At 68.1% G+C, this 19,313-nt stretch carries 15 protein-coding genes; 7 read left to right on the forward strand and 8 right to left on the reverse strand.

The features are described from left to right. Position 1: 1 nt before the first annotated feature. Positions 2 to 1,303 (reverse strand): NAD(P)/FAD-dependent oxidoreductase, encoded by a 1,302-nt coding sequence (locus AC1RL8_RS12700; protein ID WP_492684455.1) that lies wholly within the window; start codon positions 1,301 to 1,303, stop codon positions 2 to 4. 40 nt (positions 1,304 to 1,343) lie between these two features. Between AC1RL8_RS12700 and AC1RL8_RS12705 the strand changes: the two genes are divergently transcribed. From AC1RL8_RS12705 to AC1RL8_RS12720, 4 genes are read left to right on the forward strand one after another with little or no spacing between them, the layout of a single operon-like run. Further along, positions 1,344 to 2,372 (forward strand): P1 family peptidase, encoded by a 1,029-nt coding sequence (locus AC1RL8_RS12705; protein ID WP_062475992.1) that lies wholly within the window; start codon positions 1,344 to 1,346, stop codon positions 2,370 to 2,372. Between the two features lie 27 nt (positions 2,373 to 2,399). Next, on the forward strand, positions 2,400 to 3,779 hold the full coding sequence (locus AC1RL8_RS12710) for a TAXI family TRAP transporter solute-binding subunit (RefSeq protein ID WP_095746247.1): 1,380 nt from the start codon (positions 2,400 to 2,402) through the stop codon (positions 3,777 to 3,779). A gap of 19 nt (positions 3,780 to 3,798) precedes the next feature. Continuing rightward, on the forward strand, positions 3,799 to 4,929 hold the full coding sequence (gene pabB, locus AC1RL8_RS12715) for an aminodeoxychorismate synthase component I (RefSeq protein ID WP_492684456.1): 1,131 nt from the start codon (positions 3,799 to 3,801) through the stop codon (positions 4,927 to 4,929). Beyond that, the gene (locus AC1RL8_RS12720) at positions 4,926 to 5,558 is read left to right on the forward strand and encodes an aminotransferase class IV (RefSeq protein WP_492684457.1); all 633 of its coding nucleotides are present in this window, start codon (positions 4,926 to 4,928) and stop codon (positions 5,556 to 5,558) included. Before pabB ends, AC1RL8_RS12720 begins: the two co-directional genes overlap by 4 nt. 75 nt (positions 5,559 to 5,633) lie before the next feature. Here AC1RL8_RS12720 and ettA read toward each other — a convergent pair whose 3' ends face one another. Further along, positions 5,634 to 7,295 (reverse strand): energy-dependent translational throttle protein EttA, encoded by a 1,662-nt coding sequence (ettA, locus tag AC1RL8_RS12725; RefSeq protein ID WP_062475998.1) that lies wholly within the window; start codon positions 7,293 to 7,295, stop codon positions 5,634 to 5,636. 294 nt (positions 7,296 to 7,589) lie between these two features. Between ettA and AC1RL8_RS12730 the strand changes: the two genes are divergently transcribed. Continuing rightward, entirely contained in the window at positions 7,590 to 9,392 is a 1,803-nt protein-coding gene (locus AC1RL8_RS12730; RefSeq protein ID WP_062476001.1) for a DEAD/DEAH box helicase, read from the forward strand. A gap of 196 nt (positions 9,393 to 9,588) precedes the next feature. Here AC1RL8_RS12730 and AC1RL8_RS12735 read toward each other — a convergent pair whose 3' ends face one another. After that, on the reverse strand, positions 9,589 to 10,977 hold the full coding sequence (locus tag AC1RL8_RS12735) for a hypothetical protein (RefSeq protein WP_492684458.1): 1,389 nt from the start codon (positions 10,975 to 10,977) through the stop codon (positions 9,589 to 9,591). A gap of 130 nt (positions 10,978 to 11,107) precedes the next feature. Between AC1RL8_RS12735 and AC1RL8_RS12740 the strand changes: the two genes are divergently transcribed. Then, a complete protein-coding gene (locus AC1RL8_RS12740) occupies positions 11,108 to 12,157 on the forward strand; it encodes an endonuclease/exonuclease/phosphatase family protein (RefSeq protein WP_492684459.1) in 1,050 nt (349 codons plus the stop codon). An 11-nt stretch (positions 12,158 to 12,168) separates the two neighbouring features. On the opposite strand, the gene AC1RL8_RS12745 is transcribed toward AC1RL8_RS12740, so the two are convergent. The 5 genes from AC1RL8_RS12745 to AC1RL8_RS12765 all read right to left on the reverse strand — a co-directional run bounded on the left by AC1RL8_RS12745 (position 12,169) and on the right by AC1RL8_RS12765 (position 17,180). Then, a complete protein-coding gene (locus AC1RL8_RS12745; protein ID WP_492684460.1) occupies positions 12,169 to 13,368 on the reverse strand; it encodes a mandelate racemase/muconate lactonizing enzyme family protein in 1,200 nt (399 codons plus the stop codon). A gap of 86 nt (positions 13,369 to 13,454) precedes the next feature. Next, positions 13,455 to 14,465 carry a TRAP transporter substrate-binding protein gene (locus AC1RL8_RS12750; protein WP_062476013.1) on the reverse strand — a complete coding sequence of 337 codons (1,011 nt, stop codon included), beginning with the start codon at positions 14,463 to 14,465 and terminating at the stop codon, positions 13,455 to 13,457. A gap of 61 nt (positions 14,466 to 14,526) precedes the next feature. After that, on the reverse strand, positions 14,527 to 15,828 hold the full coding sequence (locus AC1RL8_RS12755) for a TRAP transporter large permease (RefSeq protein ID WP_070062487.1): 1,302 nt from the start codon (positions 15,826 to 15,828) through the stop codon (positions 14,527 to 14,529). Beyond that, positions 15,825 to 16,370 carry a TRAP transporter small permease gene (locus AC1RL8_RS12760; RefSeq protein WP_062476027.1) on the reverse strand — a complete coding sequence of 182 codons (546 nt, stop codon included), beginning with the start codon at positions 16,368 to 16,370 and terminating at the stop codon, positions 15,825 to 15,827. Before AC1RL8_RS12760 ends, AC1RL8_RS12755 begins: the two co-directional genes overlap by 4 nt. A 60-nt stretch (positions 16,371 to 16,430) precedes the next feature. Next, positions 16,431 to 17,180 carry a FadR/GntR family transcriptional regulator gene (locus tag AC1RL8_RS12765; protein ID WP_062476018.1) on the reverse strand — a complete coding sequence of 250 codons (750 nt, stop codon included), beginning with the start codon at positions 17,178 to 17,180 and terminating at the stop codon, positions 16,431 to 16,433. 215 nt (positions 17,181 to 17,395) lie between these two features. Between AC1RL8_RS12765 and AC1RL8_RS12770 the strand changes: the two genes are divergently transcribed. Continuing rightward, positions 17,396 to 19,135: an IlvD/Edd family dehydratase gene (locus AC1RL8_RS12770; RefSeq protein ID WP_492684461.1), complete on the forward strand. Its 1,740-nt coding sequence runs from the start codon at positions 17,396 to 17,398 to the stop codon at positions 19,133 to 19,135. Positions 19,136 to 19,313 lie beyond the last annotated feature (178 nt).

The following is a 19,313-nucleotide window of genomic DNA, read 5'->3' on the forward strand; positions in this document are numbered from 1 at the left end:
CTCAGGACCTGAAGCGCCCCGGATCGAAGGGCGCCAGCGGTATCTCCGGCGCAACGCCCGCCAGCAGTTGCGCCGCCAGCCGCCCGGTTCGCGCCGAGCCGCACAGGCCGACGTGGCCATGCCCGAAGGCCAGCACGATGTCGCCGCTGGCCGCCGACGGGCCGATGCACGGCAGGCCGTCGGGCAGGCTCGGGCGGTGACCGAGCCAGTGCGCCACCGAAGGCGCACCGGGCCCGGGCGGTGCCAGCGACGGGAACATCGATTGCAGATGCGCGTGCAGGATCTCGGCGCGGCGCCAGTCGGGCGCCGCTTCGAGGCCCGCGATCTCCACCTGGCCCGCCGCGCGCAGGCCGCCGTCCATCCAGTGCGCGATGAGTTTGCCGTCGGCCACCATGGTCGGCGTGCGCGGGCCGGCCGTGGCGCCTTCGAGCACCACGTGGTAGCCGCGCTCGGACTCCAGCGGCACCGCCGAGCCTGCCGCCGCGGCCAGCGGGCCCGAGCGCGCGCCGGCGCAGATGGCGGCGCCGTCGCAGGCGATCTCGCCCGCCTCGGTGCGCACGGCGCGCAGCCGGCCGCCCTCGATGCGAAAGCCGGTGGCCCGGGCGGCGACGCGTTCGGCGCCCACAGCGAGCGAATGGTGCGCCAGGGCCGCCACGTAGGCGCCCGGACTGCGGCAGTGGCCGGCTTCGGGCACGAAGATGCCGAGCGTGTAGCGCGCGGCCAGATCGGGCTCGCGGCGGCGCAGTTCGTCCGCCGGCCATTCTTCCCACTGGACACCCGCGCGCCGGCGCACGCGCCAGCCCAGCGCATCGCCGTCGAACTCGGCGCGCGAACGGTAGGCATGCAGCAGCCCGCGCCGCTCGATGAGCTGCGGCACGCCGGCCTCGGCGGCCAGTTGCGCATGCAGCGCGGGCGCATCGGCCAGCAGCGTGCGCAATGCGTCGGCGGTGCGCTGCACGCGCGCCTCGGTCCAGCCCGAGGCCAGGTAGCGCAACAGCCACGGCAGCGCGCGCGGCAGGTGGCGCCAGCGCAACGCCAGCGGCCCGAGCGGGTCGGCCAGCCAGCCCGGCACCTTGCGCCAGGCCCCCGGCAGCGCGGGCGGCACCACGGAGTGCGATGACAGCCAGCCGGCGTTGCCGTAGCTCGTGGCCTGCGGGCCACCCGGCTCGCCGGGCTCCACCAGCGTCACGCGCAGGCCCGCGCGCAGGGCCTCGATGGCGGTGGCGCAGCCCACCGCGCCCGCGCCGATCACCACCACGTGGCGGCTGCCGCCCTCGGGGGAGAAACTTCTTGCAACTGTCATTGTGGGGATCGTAAAGGTCGCGGTCCCATAATCGGCCGCCATGTCCGCTGCGTCTTCTTCCCCCTCTTCTCGCGCCGGTGCCATCACCGACGTCGCCGGCATCGAAGTCGGCCATTTCTCCGACACCCGCCGCCCCACCGGCTGCACCGTGATCATTGCGCGCGACGGCGCCGTGGCCGGTGTCGATGTGCGCGGCGCCGCGCCCGGCACGCGCGAGACCGACCTGCTCTCCCCCGGCAACCTCGTGCAGGAAGTGCATGCCGTCATGCTCGCCGGCGGCAGCGCCTGGGGCCTGGCCGCCGCCGAGGGCGCGATGCGCTGGCTCGAAGAGCGCGGCGTCGGCATGGACGTGCGCTTCGGCACCCTGCCCATCGTGCCGGCCGCCGTGCTGTTCGACCTGCCGATGGGCGACGCGCGCATCCGCCCCGACGCGGCTGCGGGCTACGCCGCCTGCGAAGCCGCCTCGACCGACGCGCCCGCCGAAGGCAACGTCGGCGCGGGCACCGGCGCGCTGGTGGGCAAGCTCTTCGGCGTGCACCGCGCGATGAAGGGCGGCATCGGCACCGCCTCGGTCACCGTGGGTGGCGTCACGGTCGGCGCGCTGATCGCGGTCAATTCGCTGGGCGACGTGATCGACCCCGACACCGCCCTGCCCGTGGCCGGCGCGCGCACCGAGGACGGCAGCGCCCTGCTCGACACGCGCCGCGCGCTGCTGCGCGGCGAGCTGCCCAAGCCGCTGCTGGCGGGCACCAACACCACCATCGGCGTGATCGCCACCGACGCGGTGCTGACCAAGGTGCAGGCCAACCGGCTCGCCATGGTGGCGCACGACGGCCTGGCGCGCGCCATCAACCCGGTGCACACCATGAGCGACGGCGACACGCTGTTCGCGCTGGCCACCGGCCGCGTGCCGCTCGAAGGCGATGCGCCCGGCATGACCGTGCTGAGCACCATGGCCGCCGAAGCCACCGCGATCGCCACCGTGCGCGCGGTGCGCGCCGCACGCGCGATGACCGTGGGCGAGCTGCACATTCCCTGCGCCGCCGACCTGGCCGCACCGCGCGGCTGACCCGCGCACCGCACGACGAGGCACCCCATGGCGTTTCCCCGCACCCTGAAGCTGATCCTGCTGTCGATCCGCGACCTGATCGCCTCGGCCGGCCCGATCGTGTTCATCGTCATTGGCCTGCTGATTGCGGCCTACTGGTGGCTGCAGCCGCAACCGCCCAAGCACGTGACGCTGGCCACCGGCCCCACGGGCAGCGCCTATGCGCAGTTCGGCAAGCGCTACGCCGACGCCCTGAAGCACAGCGGCATCACCGTCGAGCTCAAGGCCACCTCGGGCTCGACCGAGAACCTGCAGCTGCTGCGCACCGGCGGCGCCGACGTGGCCTTCGTGCGCGGCGGCAGCGCCGACCCGGTGGCCGACGAAGAGGCCGGCCTGCGCTCGCTGGGCGCGCTGTTCTTCGAGCCCATCTGGCTCTTCTACCGCACCGACACCGCGCAGAAGATCGATCGCAAGACCGGCACGCTGACCTCGCTCACGCAGCTGCGCGGCCTGCGCGTGAACGTCGACCTGCCCGGCAGCGGGCTGCCCGAGATCATGGAGCGGCTGCTCAAGGCCAACCGGCTCGGGCCCGACGACCTGCTGCTGTCGAACCTCGAGCAGGCCGCTGCCGCCGAGGCGCTGCAGGCCGGGCTGCTCGACGCCATCGTGCTGTTCTCGGCCCCGCAGTCGCCACAGGTGCAGCGCCTGCTGCGCGCCGGCGACATCCAGCTCATGGACTTCGGCCAGGCCGAGGCCTACACGCGGCGCTTTCCGTTCCTCTCGGCCGTGACGCTGCCGCGCGGCGTGGTCGACCTGTCGAAGGACCTGCCGCTGCACGACGTGTCGCTGCTCGCCGCCACCACCTCGCTGCTGTCGCGCGACGAGACCCATCCGGCCCTGCGCCAGCTGTTCGCGCAGGCCGCGCAGACCGTGCACAGCGACGCCGGCTGGTTCAACCGCGCGCGCGACTTTCCCAACACCCGCACCAGCGAACTGCCCGTGAGCCCCGAGGGCGACCGCGCCATCAACGGCACGCCGCCCTTCTGGCAGCGCTACCTGCCGTTCTGGGCCAGCAACCTCGTCGAGCGCATGTGGCTGGTGCTGGGCGGCGTGCTGGTGCTGATGCTGCCGCTGAGCCGCGTGATCCCGCCGCTGTACCAGTTCCGCGTGCGCCGTCGCGTGTTCCGCTGGTACGCGCGGCTGCGCGACATCGAGGCCAAGGTGGACGGGCGCCAGAGCCAGGCCGAGCGCGACAAGCTGCTGGAAGAACTCGACGACCTCGACCGCGTGGTCAACAAGGTGGCCGTGCCGCTGTCGTACGCCGACGAGCTCTATGCCCTGCGCAACAACATCTACGCGGTGCGCAAGCGGGCACTCGCGGGATCAGCGGGGGCAGCCGCCGCTGCGCCGGTCCGCGCGGCCACCTGACGAAGGCCCGGGCGCGCGCTTGCTGTCCACGCTGATCGATTTCGCCGACCCGCGCACCGACGGGGCGACCCGGCTGCGCGCTGCCTTCGGAACGCCTGTGCGCGTGCTCGCCGCCCATGCGCCGCACGAGGTGCGCCCCGTGCTGGAGGCCGTCGAGGCGCTGGCTCGCGAAGGCCGCTGGTGCGTCGGCCACCTGCGCTACGAGGCTGCCGCGGCGTTCGATGCGGCGTTCGAGGTGCACGCGCCCGACGGGCCGCTGGCGTGGTTCGGCGTGCATGACGAGGCGTTGCCATGGCCCGACGCGCCGGTACCCGCCGTAGCGCCCGTCGCGTGGACGGCCGACCTGTCGCGCGAGGCCTTCGACCGCCACATGCAGGCGATCCACCGCGCCATCGCCGACGGCGTGCTCTACCAGCTCAACTACACGGCACCACTGCGCGCGGCCTTCGACGGCGACGCGCAGGCCTGGTTTCACGCGCTGCGGCAGGCGCAGCCCAACGGCTACGGCGCCTTCATCGACACCGGCGACGAGCAGGTGCTGTCGGTGTCGCCCGAGCTGTTCTTCGACCGCGACGGCGACCGCATCCTCGTGCGCCCCATGAAGGGCACCGCGCCGCGCGGCGCCACGCCCGCCGAGGACGCGGCCCACGCGCTGCGGCTGCGCACCGTGCCCAAGGAGCGCGCCGAGAACGTGATGATCGTGGACCTGATCCGCAACGACCTCTCGCGCGTGGCCCAGCCCTTCTCGGTGCGCGTGCCGCGCCTCTTCCACACCGAGGCGCTGCCCACCGTGTGGCAGATGACCTCCGACGTGGAAGCCCGCCTGCGCGAAGGCACGACGCTGGCCGACCTGTTCGCGGCGCTGTTCCCCTGCGGCTCCATCACCGGCGCGCCGAAGGTGAGCGCCATGCGCATGATCCGCGCGCTGGAGCCCGACGCGCGCGGCGTGTACTGCGGCGCCGTGGGCGTGGTGCGGCCCGGCGGGCACGCGACCTTCAACGTGCCGATCCGCACCGTCACGCTGCGCGGCAACGCCGCGCGCTGCGGCATCGGCAGCGGCATCACGGCCGATGCGCAGGCGGATGCGGAGTGGGACGAGTGGCGGCACAAGCGCGCCTTTCTCGGCGCGGCGGTATCTTCGCAACCATGACCTCCTTCGAGCTGCTCGAAACCCTGGCGCTGACCGATGGCGCATTGCGCGATGCGCCCGCGCACCTGGCCCGCATGCGCAACGCGGCTGCGCACTTCGGCTATCCGTGGCACGAAGCACACGTGACGGCCTGCCTGGACCAGTTGCGCACCGCGCATGCCGCAGGCACATGGCGCGTGCGCCTGCTGCTCGACGCACAAGGCCAACCGCGCGCCGAAGCCTTCGCCATGGACGCTGCGCCATCGCGCGTGCGCCTGCAGCCGGCCGCGCGCGCTTTCGACGAGGCCGACAGCGAGTTCTCGCGCTTCAAGACCACGCGCCGTGCGCACTACGAGGCGTTCACACCGACCACACCCGGCGTGTTCGACACGCTGCTGTGGAACCGCCACGGCGAGATCACCGAATGCACGCGCGGCAACATCGCGCTACGGCTCGACGGCCGCTGGGTCACGCCGCCGCTGCATTGCGGCCTGCTCGACGGCATCGGGCGTGCCCGCCGGCTGAGCGAAGAACAACTGACCGAAGCGGTCGTGTGCGTGGACGACCTGCCTCGCGTCGAGGCACTGGCCTTCATCAACAGCCTGCGCGGCTGGCTCGACGCGGACCTCGTCGACGACAACGTCCCCTGAACGACAAAGCGCGCGGCCCCTTGCGGAACCGCGCGCTCTGGTCGTCGAAGCGGCCGAAGCCGCCTGCGTCCTGTCTTACTTGAGGGCCTTGTAGCGCATGCGCTTGGGTTTTGCGCCTTCTTCGCCCAGGCGCTTCTTCTTGTCGGCTTCGTACTCCTGGTAGTTGCCGTCGAAGAAGGTCCACTGGCTGTCGCCTTCGGCCGCGAGGATGTGCGTGGCGATGCGGTCGAGGAACCAGCGGTCGTGGCTGATGACCATCACGGTGCCGGCGAACTCGAGCAGCGCGTCTTCCAGCGCGCGCAGGGTTTCCACGTCCAGGTCGTTCGACGGTTCGTCCAGCAGCAGCACGTTGCCGCCCGCGATCAGCGTCTTGGCCAGGTGCAGTCGGCCGCGTTCACCGCCCGACAGCGTGCCGACCTTCTTCTGCTGGTCGGCGCCGTTGAAGTTGAAGCGGCCCGCGTACGCGCGGCTGGCCATCTGGAACTTGCCGACGTTGATGATGTCCAGGCCGTTCGAGATGTCTTCCCACACGGTCTTGTCGGACGCCAGCTCGTCGCGGTGCTGGTCGACGAAGGCCATCTTCACGGTCTGGCCGATGACGACCTCGCCCGTGTCCGGCTTTTCCTTGCCCGCGAGCAGCTTGAACAGCGTCGACTTGCCGGCGCCGTTCGGGCCGATGATGCCGACGATGGCGCCCGGCGGCACCGTGAAACTCAGGTTGTCGATCAGCATGCGGTCGCCGAAGGACTTGCTGACGCCGTGGAACTCGAACACCTGCTGGCCCAGCCGCTCCGCCACAGGAATGAAGATTTCCTGCGTTTCGTTGCGCTTCTGGTATTCCATGTCGCTCAGCTCTTCGAAGCGGGCGAGGCGCGATTTGCTCTTGGCCTGGCGTGCCTTCGGGTTCTGGCGCGACCACTCGAGTTCCTTCTTCAGGGCCTTGGCGTGGGCTTCTTCGCTCTTTTGCTCCTGCGCCAGGCGTTCGCCCTTCTGCTCGAGCCAGGTGCTGTAGTTGCCCTTCCAGGGAATGCCGCGGCCGCGGTCCATTTCCAGGATCCACTCGGCGGCGTTGTCCAGGAAGTAGCGATCGTGGGTGATGGCCACCACGGTGCCCGTGAAACGCTGCAGGAACACTTCGAGCCACTCGACCGATTCGGCGTCCAGGTGGTTGGTCGGTTCGTCGAGCAGCAGCATGTCGGGCTTGGACAGCAGCAGGCGGCACAGCGCCACGCGGCGCTTTTCACCACCCGACAGCAGGCCGATCTTGGCGTCCCACGGCGGCAGGCGCAGTGCGTCGGCGGCGATCTCGAGCTGGTGCTCGGAATCGGTGCCGGCGGTGGCGATGATGGCTTCGAGCTGGGCCTGCTCGGCCGCCAGCGCGTCGAAGTCGGCGTCTTCGGCACCGTAGGCGATGTAGACCTCTTCGAGGCGCGCCTTGGCCGCGAACACCGCGCCCATGGACTCCTCGACCGATTCGCGCACCGTGTGCTCGGCGTTGAGCTTGGGTTCCTGCTCCAGGTAGCCGATCGTCATCCCCGGCATGGGCAGGGCCTCGCCCTCGAATTCCTTGTCCACACCCGCCATGATCTTGAGCAGCGTGGACTTGCCCGAGCCGTTCAGGCCGAGCACGCCGATCTTGGCGCCGGGGAAGAAAGAGAGCGAAATGTCCTTCAAGAGCTGCCGCTTGGGCGGCACGGTCTTGCTGACGCGGTTCATCGAATAGACGTATTGAGCCATCTGTGAATGATTACCTTGGGTAGCTTGGGATTTGCGTAAAAGCACGGTCGTCCGGACAGTGATCCGGGCGCGGCGAACCCATGATTATCGACTCATGCGACAATAGTCCTCGTTGCCGGGTCCAGTTGCCCGCAAACCGGCTCTCTGCCGGGGACGAAGAAAACCCCAAATCACCGCGGGTCTTCCGGCTCCCACCCCTGACCTTCATCTGCCTTGACTGGCTCGGCGTCACCCCAAAACGACGCCTGGCGGGCCGATGCCACTGCGCCGTGTATGGCGCTTGTTGTTTCCACAATGAATTTTGACGAACTGAAGCTGGCTCCCGCCATCTTGAAGGCTGTGCACGAGCACGGCTACGACACCCCCACCCCCATCCAGGCGCAAGCCATTCCCGTGGTCCTCGACGGCCACGACCTGCTGGGCGGCGCCCAGACCGGCACCGGCAAGACCGCGGCCTTCACCCTGCCGATGCTGCACAAGCTCACCATGAGCCGCAGCGCCACCAACAAGTTCGGCGGCATCGGCATCCGTGCCCTCGTGCTGACCCCCACGCGCGAACTCGCGGCCCAGGTCGAAGAGTCGGTGCGCACCTACGGCAAGTACCTGCAACTCGACTCCACCGTGATCTTCGGCGGCGTGGGCATGAACCCGCAGATCAGCAAGCTCAAGAAGGGTGTCGACATCCTCGTGGCCACCCCCGGCCGCCTGCTCGACCTGCAGCAGCAAGGCATGCTCGACCTGAGCCAGGTCCAGATGCTGATCCTGGACGAAGCCGACCGCATGCTGGACATGGGCTTCATCCACGACGTGAAGAAGATCCTGGCCCTGGTGCCCAAGGAAAAGCAGAGCCTGCTGTTCTCGGCCACCTTCAGCGACGAGATCCGCGACCTCGCCGGCTCGCTGCTCAAGAACCCGCAGAGCATCCAGGTCACGCCGCGCAACACCACGGTGCAGCGCATCACGCAGGTGATCCACCCCGTGGGCCGCGGCAAGAAGAAGGCGCTGCTCGCGCACATCATCAACGAGAACAAGTGGAGCCAGGTGCTCGTGTTCACGCGCACCAAGTTCGGCGCCAACAGCGTGGCCGAGTTCCTCACCAAGAACGGCATCGAGGCGATGGCGCTGCACGGCAACAAGAGCCAGAGCGCCCGCACGCAGGCGCTGGCCGGCTTCAAGAGCGGCGACATCCGCGCCCTGGTGGCCACCGACATCGCCGCGCGCGGCATCGACATCGACGAGCTGCCGCACGTCGTGAACTACGAGATTCCGAACGTCAGCGAAGACTACGTGCACCGCATCGGCCGCACCGGCCGCGCCGGTTCGAGCGGCGAGGCCGTGAGCTTCGTGTGCCTGGACGAAGAAGGCTTCATGCAGGAAATCGAACGCTTCACGAAGCAGACGATCCCGGTGCAGAAGGTCGAGGGCTTCGGTCCTGAAGAAGGCGAACGCGCCGAGCCGATCGCCATGGGTCGCCAGACGATCTGGGGCGGCGCCGGCCGTCCGCCGAGCCGCGAAGTCATGCAGGCAGCCGCCAAGGCCGCCCGCACCGAAATGATGTCGCGCATCCGTGAGAACAAGGCCGGCCAGGGTGGCGGCAACGGCGGTGGTGGCGGCGGCAATGGCGGCGGTCAACGCCGTGGTGGCGGCCAGGGTGGCGGCGGCCAAGGCCGCAATGCCAACGGTGGCGGCCAAGGCCAGGGCCAGGGCCCGCGCGGCCAGGGCGCAGCCCGTCCGGCACAGGGCCGCGGTCCGCAGCAAGGCCAGCCGCGCGCACCGCAGCAGCCGCATCACCACGCACCGCACGAAGAGCGCCAACCGCGCCATCACGGCAACAGCCACAGCCCGACGCAGGCCAACCAGGTCGCGCACCTGCGCGCTGAAGCCGTCGCAGGCGGCGGCGCCGGCCAGCCGGACCCGTTGCGCACGAGCGTCGACCACATGGGTGGTCGCGGTCGCGGCGGCCGTCCGGGCGGCGGTGGCGGCTACGGCGGCAACCGTTCGGGCGGCGGTGGCCGCTCGGGTGGCGGTGGTGGTGGCTACGGCGGTGGCGGTGGTGGCCGCTCCGGCGGCGGCGGTGGCCGTTCGTTCGGTCGCTGACAAGACACCGCGGGTGGCACGCCACCCGGAAACTGAAAAAGGGCACCTCGGTGCCCTTTTCTTTTGAGCTCCCGCAGGAGCAGCCGTCAGCGCGGCGGCGCCGCCTGCATCCGGGCCACGGGAACCAGCGCGCCTGCGCAGGCCACGGCCAGACCAAGGCCGTGCAGCAGCGTGCGCCGATGCGCCGCGGCTGCGTTCACTGTTCGACTGCAGTGATCTTCTTGATGCCTTCTGAAGGCGGCTTGGCTGCGGCCTCCCGAAGCTGCAGGGCGTAACCGTAGTCGTTCAGATAGACGTAGGTGTCGGTCCGTTCGAGCGAATCGGGCTGCATGCGGCACTCCAGGCGCCTGGCGTCGCCACTCAGGGCAGGATGAAGCTCGGCAGCCGCGCTCACGCCGACGACCTTGCAGACCGTCGTGTAGTCGTAGGTCACTCCGCCGATCATGCTGAACAAGCTCAGTTTCTTCGTCTCGTAGCGCAACTCCGAGCCCACGGCCATGCGTTGCCAGTCGCCCGTCAACGTGAGATCGGTCATGGCCTGGCTGATCGTGTCGGAGCCAGGAAGAAAGTTGACGAAGCTGCTCAAGTCGATCAGGCCCAGGAATGAAGCGGTCTGCGACCGCGTGCCGTCCGCGGGGCCTGTGCCGGTCTTCGTCCGGGTTCGGAACATAGAAGCTGTCGCATCCGGCGCAATCTGGAGCTCATTGCGGGTCGGCGTCGTCTTCCCGTCGCGGGTCCATGTGCCTTCGAGCACGACGCGCTTCAGGCGCTTGGGCGCCGGTGGAAGCCCCAGCTGGGAAACAGCCTTCATCACCGCCGGGCTCAGCGGCGTCAGGCCTGCGGGATCAGGCAGCGCCTTGGCGCGAGAAGTGAAGGCAGGCAACGCCTGCCCTGCCGAAGCACCGCTGCAGGCCGCCTTGAAGAGCGCCTTGTAGTCCGCATTCGTGTCGCCGCCGACCGTGTACGACTTCGCCCTGTCACCTTCAACCCGGCCGTCCGTGACGCGGCCGCGCTCGTCGATGTCGAATCCGCTCACCTGGGCATAGGATTGCGATGGGCACGCGAGCCTGAAGCGCTCGCGCTTCTGCCCAAAGGGTGCCCGGTAAGGCAGGTCGAAGTCCATGCGCGGATAGTCGAACGCGCCCCAGAAGAGCAAGGCGCCCTCGGAGGTCTCGACGCTTGCGATGTCGATGAGCGTGAATGTGCCGTCTGCGCGGCGTTGCACCTCGCGCCAATCGGGCGGGGTCGCGCGGCATGCGCGTTCGACCGCCGGCTGCGCTTTCAGGGCCAATGCCTGGCGCTCGTCCAGTTCCTTGCGCACGCCATACCGCCGGCCGGTCACCGGATAGCTGCGGCCGGTGCGCAGGTCGGAGTAGAGCAACCACGCCTGGGGCGCATTGCACGCGACAGTGAAGTTGCGCGTCTCGGGCCCATCTTCCAGGGCAAAGGACACATGGTCCTCGACGCGCAGCAGGCTGTGTTCGACAAGGCTGCCGCCGAAGGACATCGACGGATGGCTCCTGGACGCGCAGCCCGCAACGAGCAGCGCCGCCACGGCGCAGGAGGTGAGATGGATGAGCTTCATGCATTCCGCGCTGGGCGGCTCCCCGGTTTCGTTGTTGTTTCTTGCGGCCGGCCTCGCCATCGAATGACATGGACGACATGGCGGGCGCACCTCAGCTTGAAATCCTAACCCGGGACACAATCGCGTTTCCATGCCATACATCCCGCCCAACTACGCCACGCTCTTCGTCGCGACCTGCAACCTGCTCAATCTCGCGAACCCCAACCGCGTGTACTACGAGAACCAGGACGCCTACAACGAGCGCGAATACGAACGCAAGATCGACTGGATCGGCGAACGCATCCACGCGCTCAATGCCGACGTGCTCGCGGTGCAGGAGGTCTGGGACGAGGCCGCGCTGAAGGCCGCCATCGGCCGCAGCGGGCTGCGCTACGACTTCGTCTCGGTGCCGGGCGCCGAGAACTCGCCGCCGCCCGGCAGCCCGCCGGGCACGCCCGGGCGGCCGGGCGCACAGGGCACGCCGCGCGTCGGCATCGTCACGCGGCTGCAGGTGGACAGCGTGCAGTCCTTCGTCGACTTTCCCGCGGGCTTCGGCGTCGAGGTGCCGGGGATCGGCCCGCACACGCGCTTCGAGCGCCCGCCCCTGCTGGCCATCGTGCGCATGAAGCACGGCCAGCAGGTGCATGTGCTGACGGTGCACCTGAAGTCCAAGCGCCCCAAGTTCCTGCAGGACGCGCAAGGCAACGCCCTCGAAGACCGCGACGACCGCAAGATCGGCGCCATGGCCTCGCTGCGCTCGCTGCTGATGCGCGGCGCCGAGGCCGCGGCCCTGCGCTGCATCGTGATCGACCTGCTGCAGGGCACCAACGTGCCGCTGGTGGTGATGGGCGACTTCAACGACAACCCGCACAGCGTGACCACGCAGCTGGTGGCCGCGACCTCCGAAGTGGCCTATGACAAGGCCGCGCGCGACGTGGCGCTGTTCAACGCCTACGAGATGCAGGGCGAGTCGGCACTCAAGAAGGACGTGGCCTATTCGCACATCCACCAGGGCTTCCCGGATGTGCTCGACCAGATCCTGGTGAGCGAGGAGTTCGTCGCCAGCAGCCGCCACAGCCTGGGCGACGTGCGCCGCGTCGACTACTTCAACGACCACCTGCACGAAGGCCGCGACCGCTCGCGCTCGGATCACGGCTTCGTGCGCGCCCTGCTGCGGCTGCGCACCGACGACAACCGCTGATAGCGACGCCCCTACGCCGCCTTCGACACCCGCACGATCGCGTCAGCGCGCTTGTGCAGGTCGGGCAGCAGCTCCAGGCCCAGGCCGGGCTTGTCGTTGAGGCTGATCATGCCGTTCTCGACCTTCGGCAACTCGGTGACGAGCTCCTTGTACCAGCCGGTGAAGAAGGCGCGCACGCTCTCCTGGATGAGCGCGTTGGGCGCGTGCAGGCTCAGGTGCGTGGACGCGGCCCAGACCACCGGCCCCGTGCAGTCATGCGGTGCCACGGGCAGCTGCCAGGCGTCGGCCATGGCCGCGATCTTGCGCGCCTCGGTGAGGCCGCCGCACCAGCTCAGGTCGAGCATCGCGACCCCGGCCACGCCGGTCTGCAGGTAATCCTTGAAGCCCCACTTGTAGCTCAGCGTTTCGCTGGCGCAGACGAGCGCCTGGCAGTCCTTCGCGTACTGCTTGAGCAGGTCCAGGCTGTCCATGCGGATCGCGTCTTCGTGCCAGAAGGTGTCGAACTCCTGCAGCGCGCGCGCGATCTTCTGCGCCATCGGCAGCCGCCACAGGCTGTGGAACTCGACCATGATGTCCATCTTGCCGCCCACCGCTTTGCGGATCTTGCGGAAGGGCTCCAGCGCGGTGTCGAGATCGGCGTTGCTGATGTACTGCCCGTGGCTCTTTTCCGCCGCCGGATCGAAAGGCCAGATCTTCATGGCCGTGATGCCTTCGGACAGCAGCGACTCGGCCAGTTCGTCGGCATGGTGCAGGAAGCCCTGCAGGTCTTCGTACGGCCCGTTGTTGTTGGCCAGGCCCCAGTTCGAGCTGGTCTGGTTGGTGGCGCTGCGGATGTACTGGTAGCCGGCGCAGGTGTTGTAGATGCGGATCGCATCGCGGCTCTTGCCGCCCAGCGCCGTGTGCACCGGCATGTTGGCGGCCTTGCCGAACAGGTCCCACAGCGCGATGTCGACGGCCGAGTTGCCGCGCGTTTCCACGCCCGATCCGCGCCAGCCCAGGTAGCCCGTGATGTCGCGGTTGCGCGCCTCGATCTGCAGCGGGTCGGTGCCCAGCAGCTTCAGCGCCGCCCATTCGTGCAGGTAGGCCTCGACCGCTTCGGCGCCCATGAAGGTCTCGCCGAGGCCGACCAGGCCCTCGTCGGTGTGCAGGCGCACCCACAGGATGTTGGGAAATTCGCCGAGGCGGATGGTTTCGACTTGCGTGATTTTCATGAAAGGGGTTCCGCAAAAAGAAAAAGCCGCAGCGGCGTATGCCGCGCGGCTCTTGCACACATTCAGCGCATGGCCGAACGCCTCGATCAGCCCCCGCGCGCCTTCTTCAGCGCGTCGGTGACCACGCCCACGGCTTCCGTGCCGATGTTGGGCACGTTCTTGTCGTACACGGGCTTGACCTTTTCCAGCATGCGCTTCTGCTCGGCCGCCGAGACTTCGTTCACCGTCATGGTCTTGCGCAGGCTGGCAAGCGACTTCTCGTTGAGCGCGCGGTTGGCTTCGCGCTGGACCTTCTGGCCTTCCTTCGCGGCCTCGCGCAGCACCGCCTGCTCCTGCGGGTTGAGCTGGTCCCAGAGCTTCTTGCTGTAGAGGATGAGGAAGGGCGTGTAGGCGTGGCGCGTCACGCTCAGGTACTTCTGGACCTCGCTGAACTTGGAGGTCTCGATGGTCACGAAGGGGTTCTCCTGGCCGTCGATGGTGCGGGTCTCCAGCGCGGTGAACACCTCGCCGAAGGCCATGGGCACGGCGTTGGCGCCCAGGGTCTTGAACGAGTCGAGGAAGATGTTGTTCTGCATCACACGCAGCTTCACGCCTTCGAAGTCCTCGGCCTTGGCCACGGGCTTCTTGCTGTTGGTGAGGTTGCGGAAGCCGTTCTCCCAGTAGGCCAGGTTGACGAGGCCGGCGGCTTCGAGCTTCTTGTTGAAGTACTCGCCCGCGGGGCCGTCGAGCACCGCGTCGGCCTCCTTCTCGTTGGCGAACAGGAACGGCAGGTCGAAGGCGCCGAGTTCCTTCACGATGCCCACCAGCGGCGAGCTCGACGTGCACACCATTTCCTGCGTGCCGGCGCGCAGCGCCTGCGTGGCCGGCAGGTCGCCGCCCGCGGCGCCGCCCCAGAAGGCCGTGATCTTCATCTTGCCGCCGGTCTTGGCCGCCAGCACCTCCTGCATCTTCTTCACGCCCACGCCCACGGGGTGGTCTTCGTTCACGCCGTTGGTGAACTTGATCGTGCGTTCGGCAAATTGCGCGAGGGCGCCGGTCGACGCCAGCAGGCCGCCGGCCACGAGGGCGGCGGTCATCAGGGTTCTGCGAAACAACATGCTTGTCTCCTTCGATTCGAGGGGTTGGTTGAACGAACTGACTGACAGGAAAAAAGAAAAACTAGCGCCCCATCCACCACTGGAGCGGAACGGTCACGAGCTGCGGGAAGAACACCAGCGTGAACAGCACCACCAGGTGGGCGATGAAGAAGGGCATCACGCCCTTGAAGGCATCGTCCATCGAGATGCGCGCCACGCCGCTCACCACGTTGAGCACCGTGCCCACGGGCGGCGTGATCAGGCCGATGGCGTTGTTCATGATGAACAGCACGCCGAAGTACACCGGGTCGATGCCGGCCTTGAGCACCACCGGCATCAGCACCGGCGTGAGGATGAGCACGGTGGGCGTGAAGTCGAGCGCAGTGCCCACGATGACGATCAGCACCATCATCACGAACATCAGCAGCGTCTTGTTGTCCAGGAAGGGCTCCAGCAGCGACACCACCTCGGTCGGGATGTTGGCCACCGTGATGAGCCAGGCGCTCACCATCGCGGCGGCCACGAGGAACATCACCACCGCGGTGGTCTTGCCCGCCGCGAGCGTGAGGCGGTACAGGTCTTTGACCTTGAGCTCGCCGTAGATGAAGAGGCCCACCACGAGCGAATAGACGGCCGCGACCACGGCGGCTTCGGTCGGCGTGAAGACGCCGAACTTCATGCCGCCGATGATGATGATCGGCAGTGCCAGCGCCAGGCTGCCCTGCGCCGTGACCTTCAGCCGCTCGCCCCAGGGCACGCGCGGCGAGGACTTCACGTTGTCCTTCCGGGCCACGATCCACCAGGCCACGCCCACCGCGAGCCCCATCAGGATGCCGGGCACGATGCCTGCGAGAAACAGCTTGGTGATCGACACGTTGCCCGCCACGCCGAACACGATGAGCCCGATCGATGGCGGGATCACCGGCGCGATGATGCCGCCCGCGGCAATGAGGCCGGCCGAGCGGTTCATCTGGTAGCCGGCGGCCTTCATCATCGGGATGAGGAGCGCGGCCAGCGCGGCCGTGTCGGCCACGGCCGAGCCCGACAGCGAGGCCATGATGATCGCGGCCAGCACCGCCACATAGCCCATGCCGCCGCGGTAGTGGCCGACCCAGGCCATCGCCAGGTTCACGATGCGCCGGCTGAGCCCGCCCGCATTCATGAACTCGCCGGCGAGCAGGAAGAACGGCACCGCGAGCAGCGGAAAGTTGTCGGCACCGTCGACAAAACGCTGCGCGATGATCTGGCTGTCGAAGGCCGGCAGGCCGCCGGTGTAGGCCAGCCAGCCCATCAGCGAGACGCCGCACACCAGCAGCGAATACGAGATCGGAATGCCCAGTGCCATGGCGCCGAGCAGGGAGACGATGAAGATCGTGACAGTCATTGCGCCACCTTCCCGTGTGCGGCGGCGTCGAGCACCTGTTCTTCGGATTCCATGATCTGGATCAGCTCCTGGTCGGGCACCCGGCCCCTGAACAATCGCCAGAGCTTGTCGATGTTGAAGAGGGCCATCACCACCGACACCACGTAGCCGATGCCGTAGACCCAGATCATCGAGATGCCCACCACGGGCGAGATGTTGGTCACCTGCAGCTCGTGCATCTCGTAGGTGCCCATGAAGAAGAGCACGTTGCAGAACAGCATGAGCGACTGGCTCAGGAAGAAGCAGACCTTCTTGCCCATGAGCGGCAGGTGCTTGATGAGCGTGTCGACACCCAGGTGCGCGCCGTCGCGCATGGCCACCATGGCACCGATGTAGGTGAGCCAGATGAAGCAGTAGCGCGACATCTCGTCCGACACCGAAATGCCCGAGTTGAAACCGTAGCGCAGCACCACGTTGCCGAACACCATGACGACCATCGCCACCATGCACACGACGACGAGGAACTCCAGCAGGCGAAAAAATCCGTCGATTGCCCTTTGCATCAGCATCTGCGTCTCCTGACTTTCCAGTGTTGTTATGGGATGTCTGCGCGGCCGCCGCGTCTAGAGCGGGAAGGCCTTCAGCTGCGTCGCCGGGCGGCTGATGCGCGGAATCTTCTTGCGCGAGGCCAGCACCGTCTCGATGTCGTGGCGCGCACCGTCGATGAGCACCAGCACGGCTTTCTCGGCGGCGGCCGGATCGCGCGCGATGACGGCGTCGAGCACCGCGCGGTGCAGCGGCAGCGAACTCGCGGGCCCGTTCTTGCGGGTGGTCGAAATCTCGAAGCTGGTGCGCAGCAGCGCGCCCAGCGCACGGCTCATCTGCACCAGCATGCGGTTGTGGCTGGAGCGGATGAGGCCCTGGTGAAAGCGCAGGTCGGGCGTGATGTAGTCGCCGCCGAACTCGATGGCGCGCTTCATGCCCGCGTAGGCGTCTTCCATGTCGGCGATGTCTTCGGCGGTGGCGCGCTGGGCGGCCAACGCCACCGCGGCGGGCTCGACCACGCGCCGCAGGTCCTGCAGGTCGCGCAGGAACTCGGCCGACAGGCCCGCCTGCGTCTGCCAGACGATGACGTCGGCGTCGAACCAGTTCCATTGGTCGGGCGGCTGCACGCGCGTGCCCACCTTGGGGCCGCTGGTCACCAGGCCCTTGGCGATCAGCGACTTGATCGATTCGCGCACCACGGTCCGGCTCACGCCGAGCTCTTCGCACAAGAGCGGCTCCGGCGGAATCGACGCGCCGGGCGCATAGCGGCCCGCGACGATGTCGCTGCCGATGCGGTCGACCGTGTTGCCGTGAACGTTCTTGATCATGCCTGCCTGTGGGTGTGTGGTTCTGGTGGTGCCCGGTGCCTGTTTGCCTGCCCGTATCGGGGCCGGATTCAGGCAGCTCCTGCCTGTGCCGGCCACTCGAAAACCCTGAATGCGCGACAGCTCGTCACGCTTATCATATGATGATTGAAACGGTCGTCCCGCAGGAAAAACCCTGAGGATTTCCGCGAAGCATCAACGACGAAGAGACACATCCCATGAGCAACGCCCCGAAGAAAAAGCCCGCCAGCGAACTGCGCAGCCAGCAGTGGTTCGGACGCCATGACCGCGACGGTTTCATCTACCGCAGCTGGATGAAGGGCAAGGGCGTGCCGCACGACCAGTTCGACGGTCGCCCGGTGATCGGTATCTGCAACACCTTCAGTGAACTCACGCCCTGCAACTCGCACTTCCGCACGCTCGCCGAGCAGGTGAAGATCGGCGTGTACGAAGCGGGCGGCTTCCCGCTCGAGTTCCCCGTGATGTCGCTCGGAGAAACGCTGCTGCGCCCCACCGCCATGCTGTACCGCAATCTCGCGAGCATGGACGTCGAAGAAAGCATCCGCGGCAACCCGCTCGACGGCGTGGTGCTGCTCATGGGCTGCGACAAGACCACGCCCGCGCTGATGATGGGCGCGGCCAGCGTCGACCTGCCGACCATCGGCGTCTCGGGCGGCCCGATGCTCTCGGGCAAGTGGCGCGGCCAGGAGCTGGGCTCGGGCACCGGCGTGTGGCAGATGAGCGAACAGGTGCGCGCCGGCACGCTCAAGCTGCAGGACTTCTTCGAGGCCGAGAGCTGCATGCACCGCAGCCACGGCCACTGCATGACGATGGGTACCGCCAGCACCATGGCCAGCATGGTCGAGTCGCTGGGCATCGGCCTGCCGGGCAATGCGGCCTACCCTGCCGTCGACGGCCGTCGCAACGTACTCGCGCGCCAGGCGGGCCGGCGCATCGTCGACATGGTGCATGAAGACATGAACATGTCGAAGATCCTCACACGCGAAGCGATCGAGAACGCGATCAAGGTCAACGCGGCCATCGGCGGCTCGACCAACTTCGTGATCCACCTGCTGGCCATTGCGGGCCGCATCGGTGTCGACCTCACGCTCGACGACTTCGACCGCCTCGCAGCCGACCTGCCCTGCCTCGTGAACCTGCAGCCGTCGGGCCAGTTCCTGATGGAAGACTTCTGCTACGCGGGCGGCCTGCCGGTGGTCATCAAGGAAATCGCCGACCACCTGCACAAGGACATCCTCACCGTCACCGGCCAGAGCGTGTGGGAGAACGTGAAGGATGCCGAGAACTACAACCCGCAGGTCATCCGCACCCAGGCCGAGCCCTTCAAGGACAAGGCCGGCATCTGCGTGCTGCGCGGCAACCTCGCGCCCAACGGCGCCATCATCAAGCCCAGCGCGGCCACACCCGAGCTGCTGGTGCACAAGGGCCGCGCCGTCGTCTTCGAGAGCGCCGACGACCTGCACAAGCGCATCGACGACGAGAACCTGGACATCGACGAGCACTGCATCATGGTGCTCAAGAACTGCGGCCCCAAGGGCTACCCCGGCATGGCCGAGGCCGGCAACATGCCGTTGCCGCCGAAGGTGCTGCGCAAGGGCATCACGGACATGGTCCGCATCAGCGACGCGCGCATGAGCGGCACGGCCTACGGCACCGTCGTTCTGCACACGGCGCCTGAAGCGGCTGCGGGCGGCCCGCTGGCGCTGGTGCAGGACGGCGACATCGTCGAGCTCGACGTGCCGAATCGCAAGCTGCACCTGCATGTGAGCGACGAGGAACTGGCGAAGCGCCGCGCGAACTGGGTGGCGCCCAAGGCCCCGCTGGACTCGGGGTACTGGAAGCTGTACGTCGACACGGTGCTGCAGGCCGACCAGGGAGCGGACCTGGCCTTTCTGCGTGGTCGTCGTGGGGCTTTTGTGCCGCGAGACAATCACTGATTTGGAGAGATCCAGGGCGCGCTCCCGCCGACGGGGTACCTTGCTCTGCGAATGTCCCCGCCCTTCGGGCTCCTCCTTGATTTCGCTGCGCAAGGCACCCCGTCGACGTGAGCGGGTTCAGAGCAGTTGTTGATCGGCCAGCACCACGACAGCGCCTCTCGTGCACAGGGCACTGGGT

Source organism: Variovorax sp. GW822-FHT04E09 (assembly GCF_058800845.1).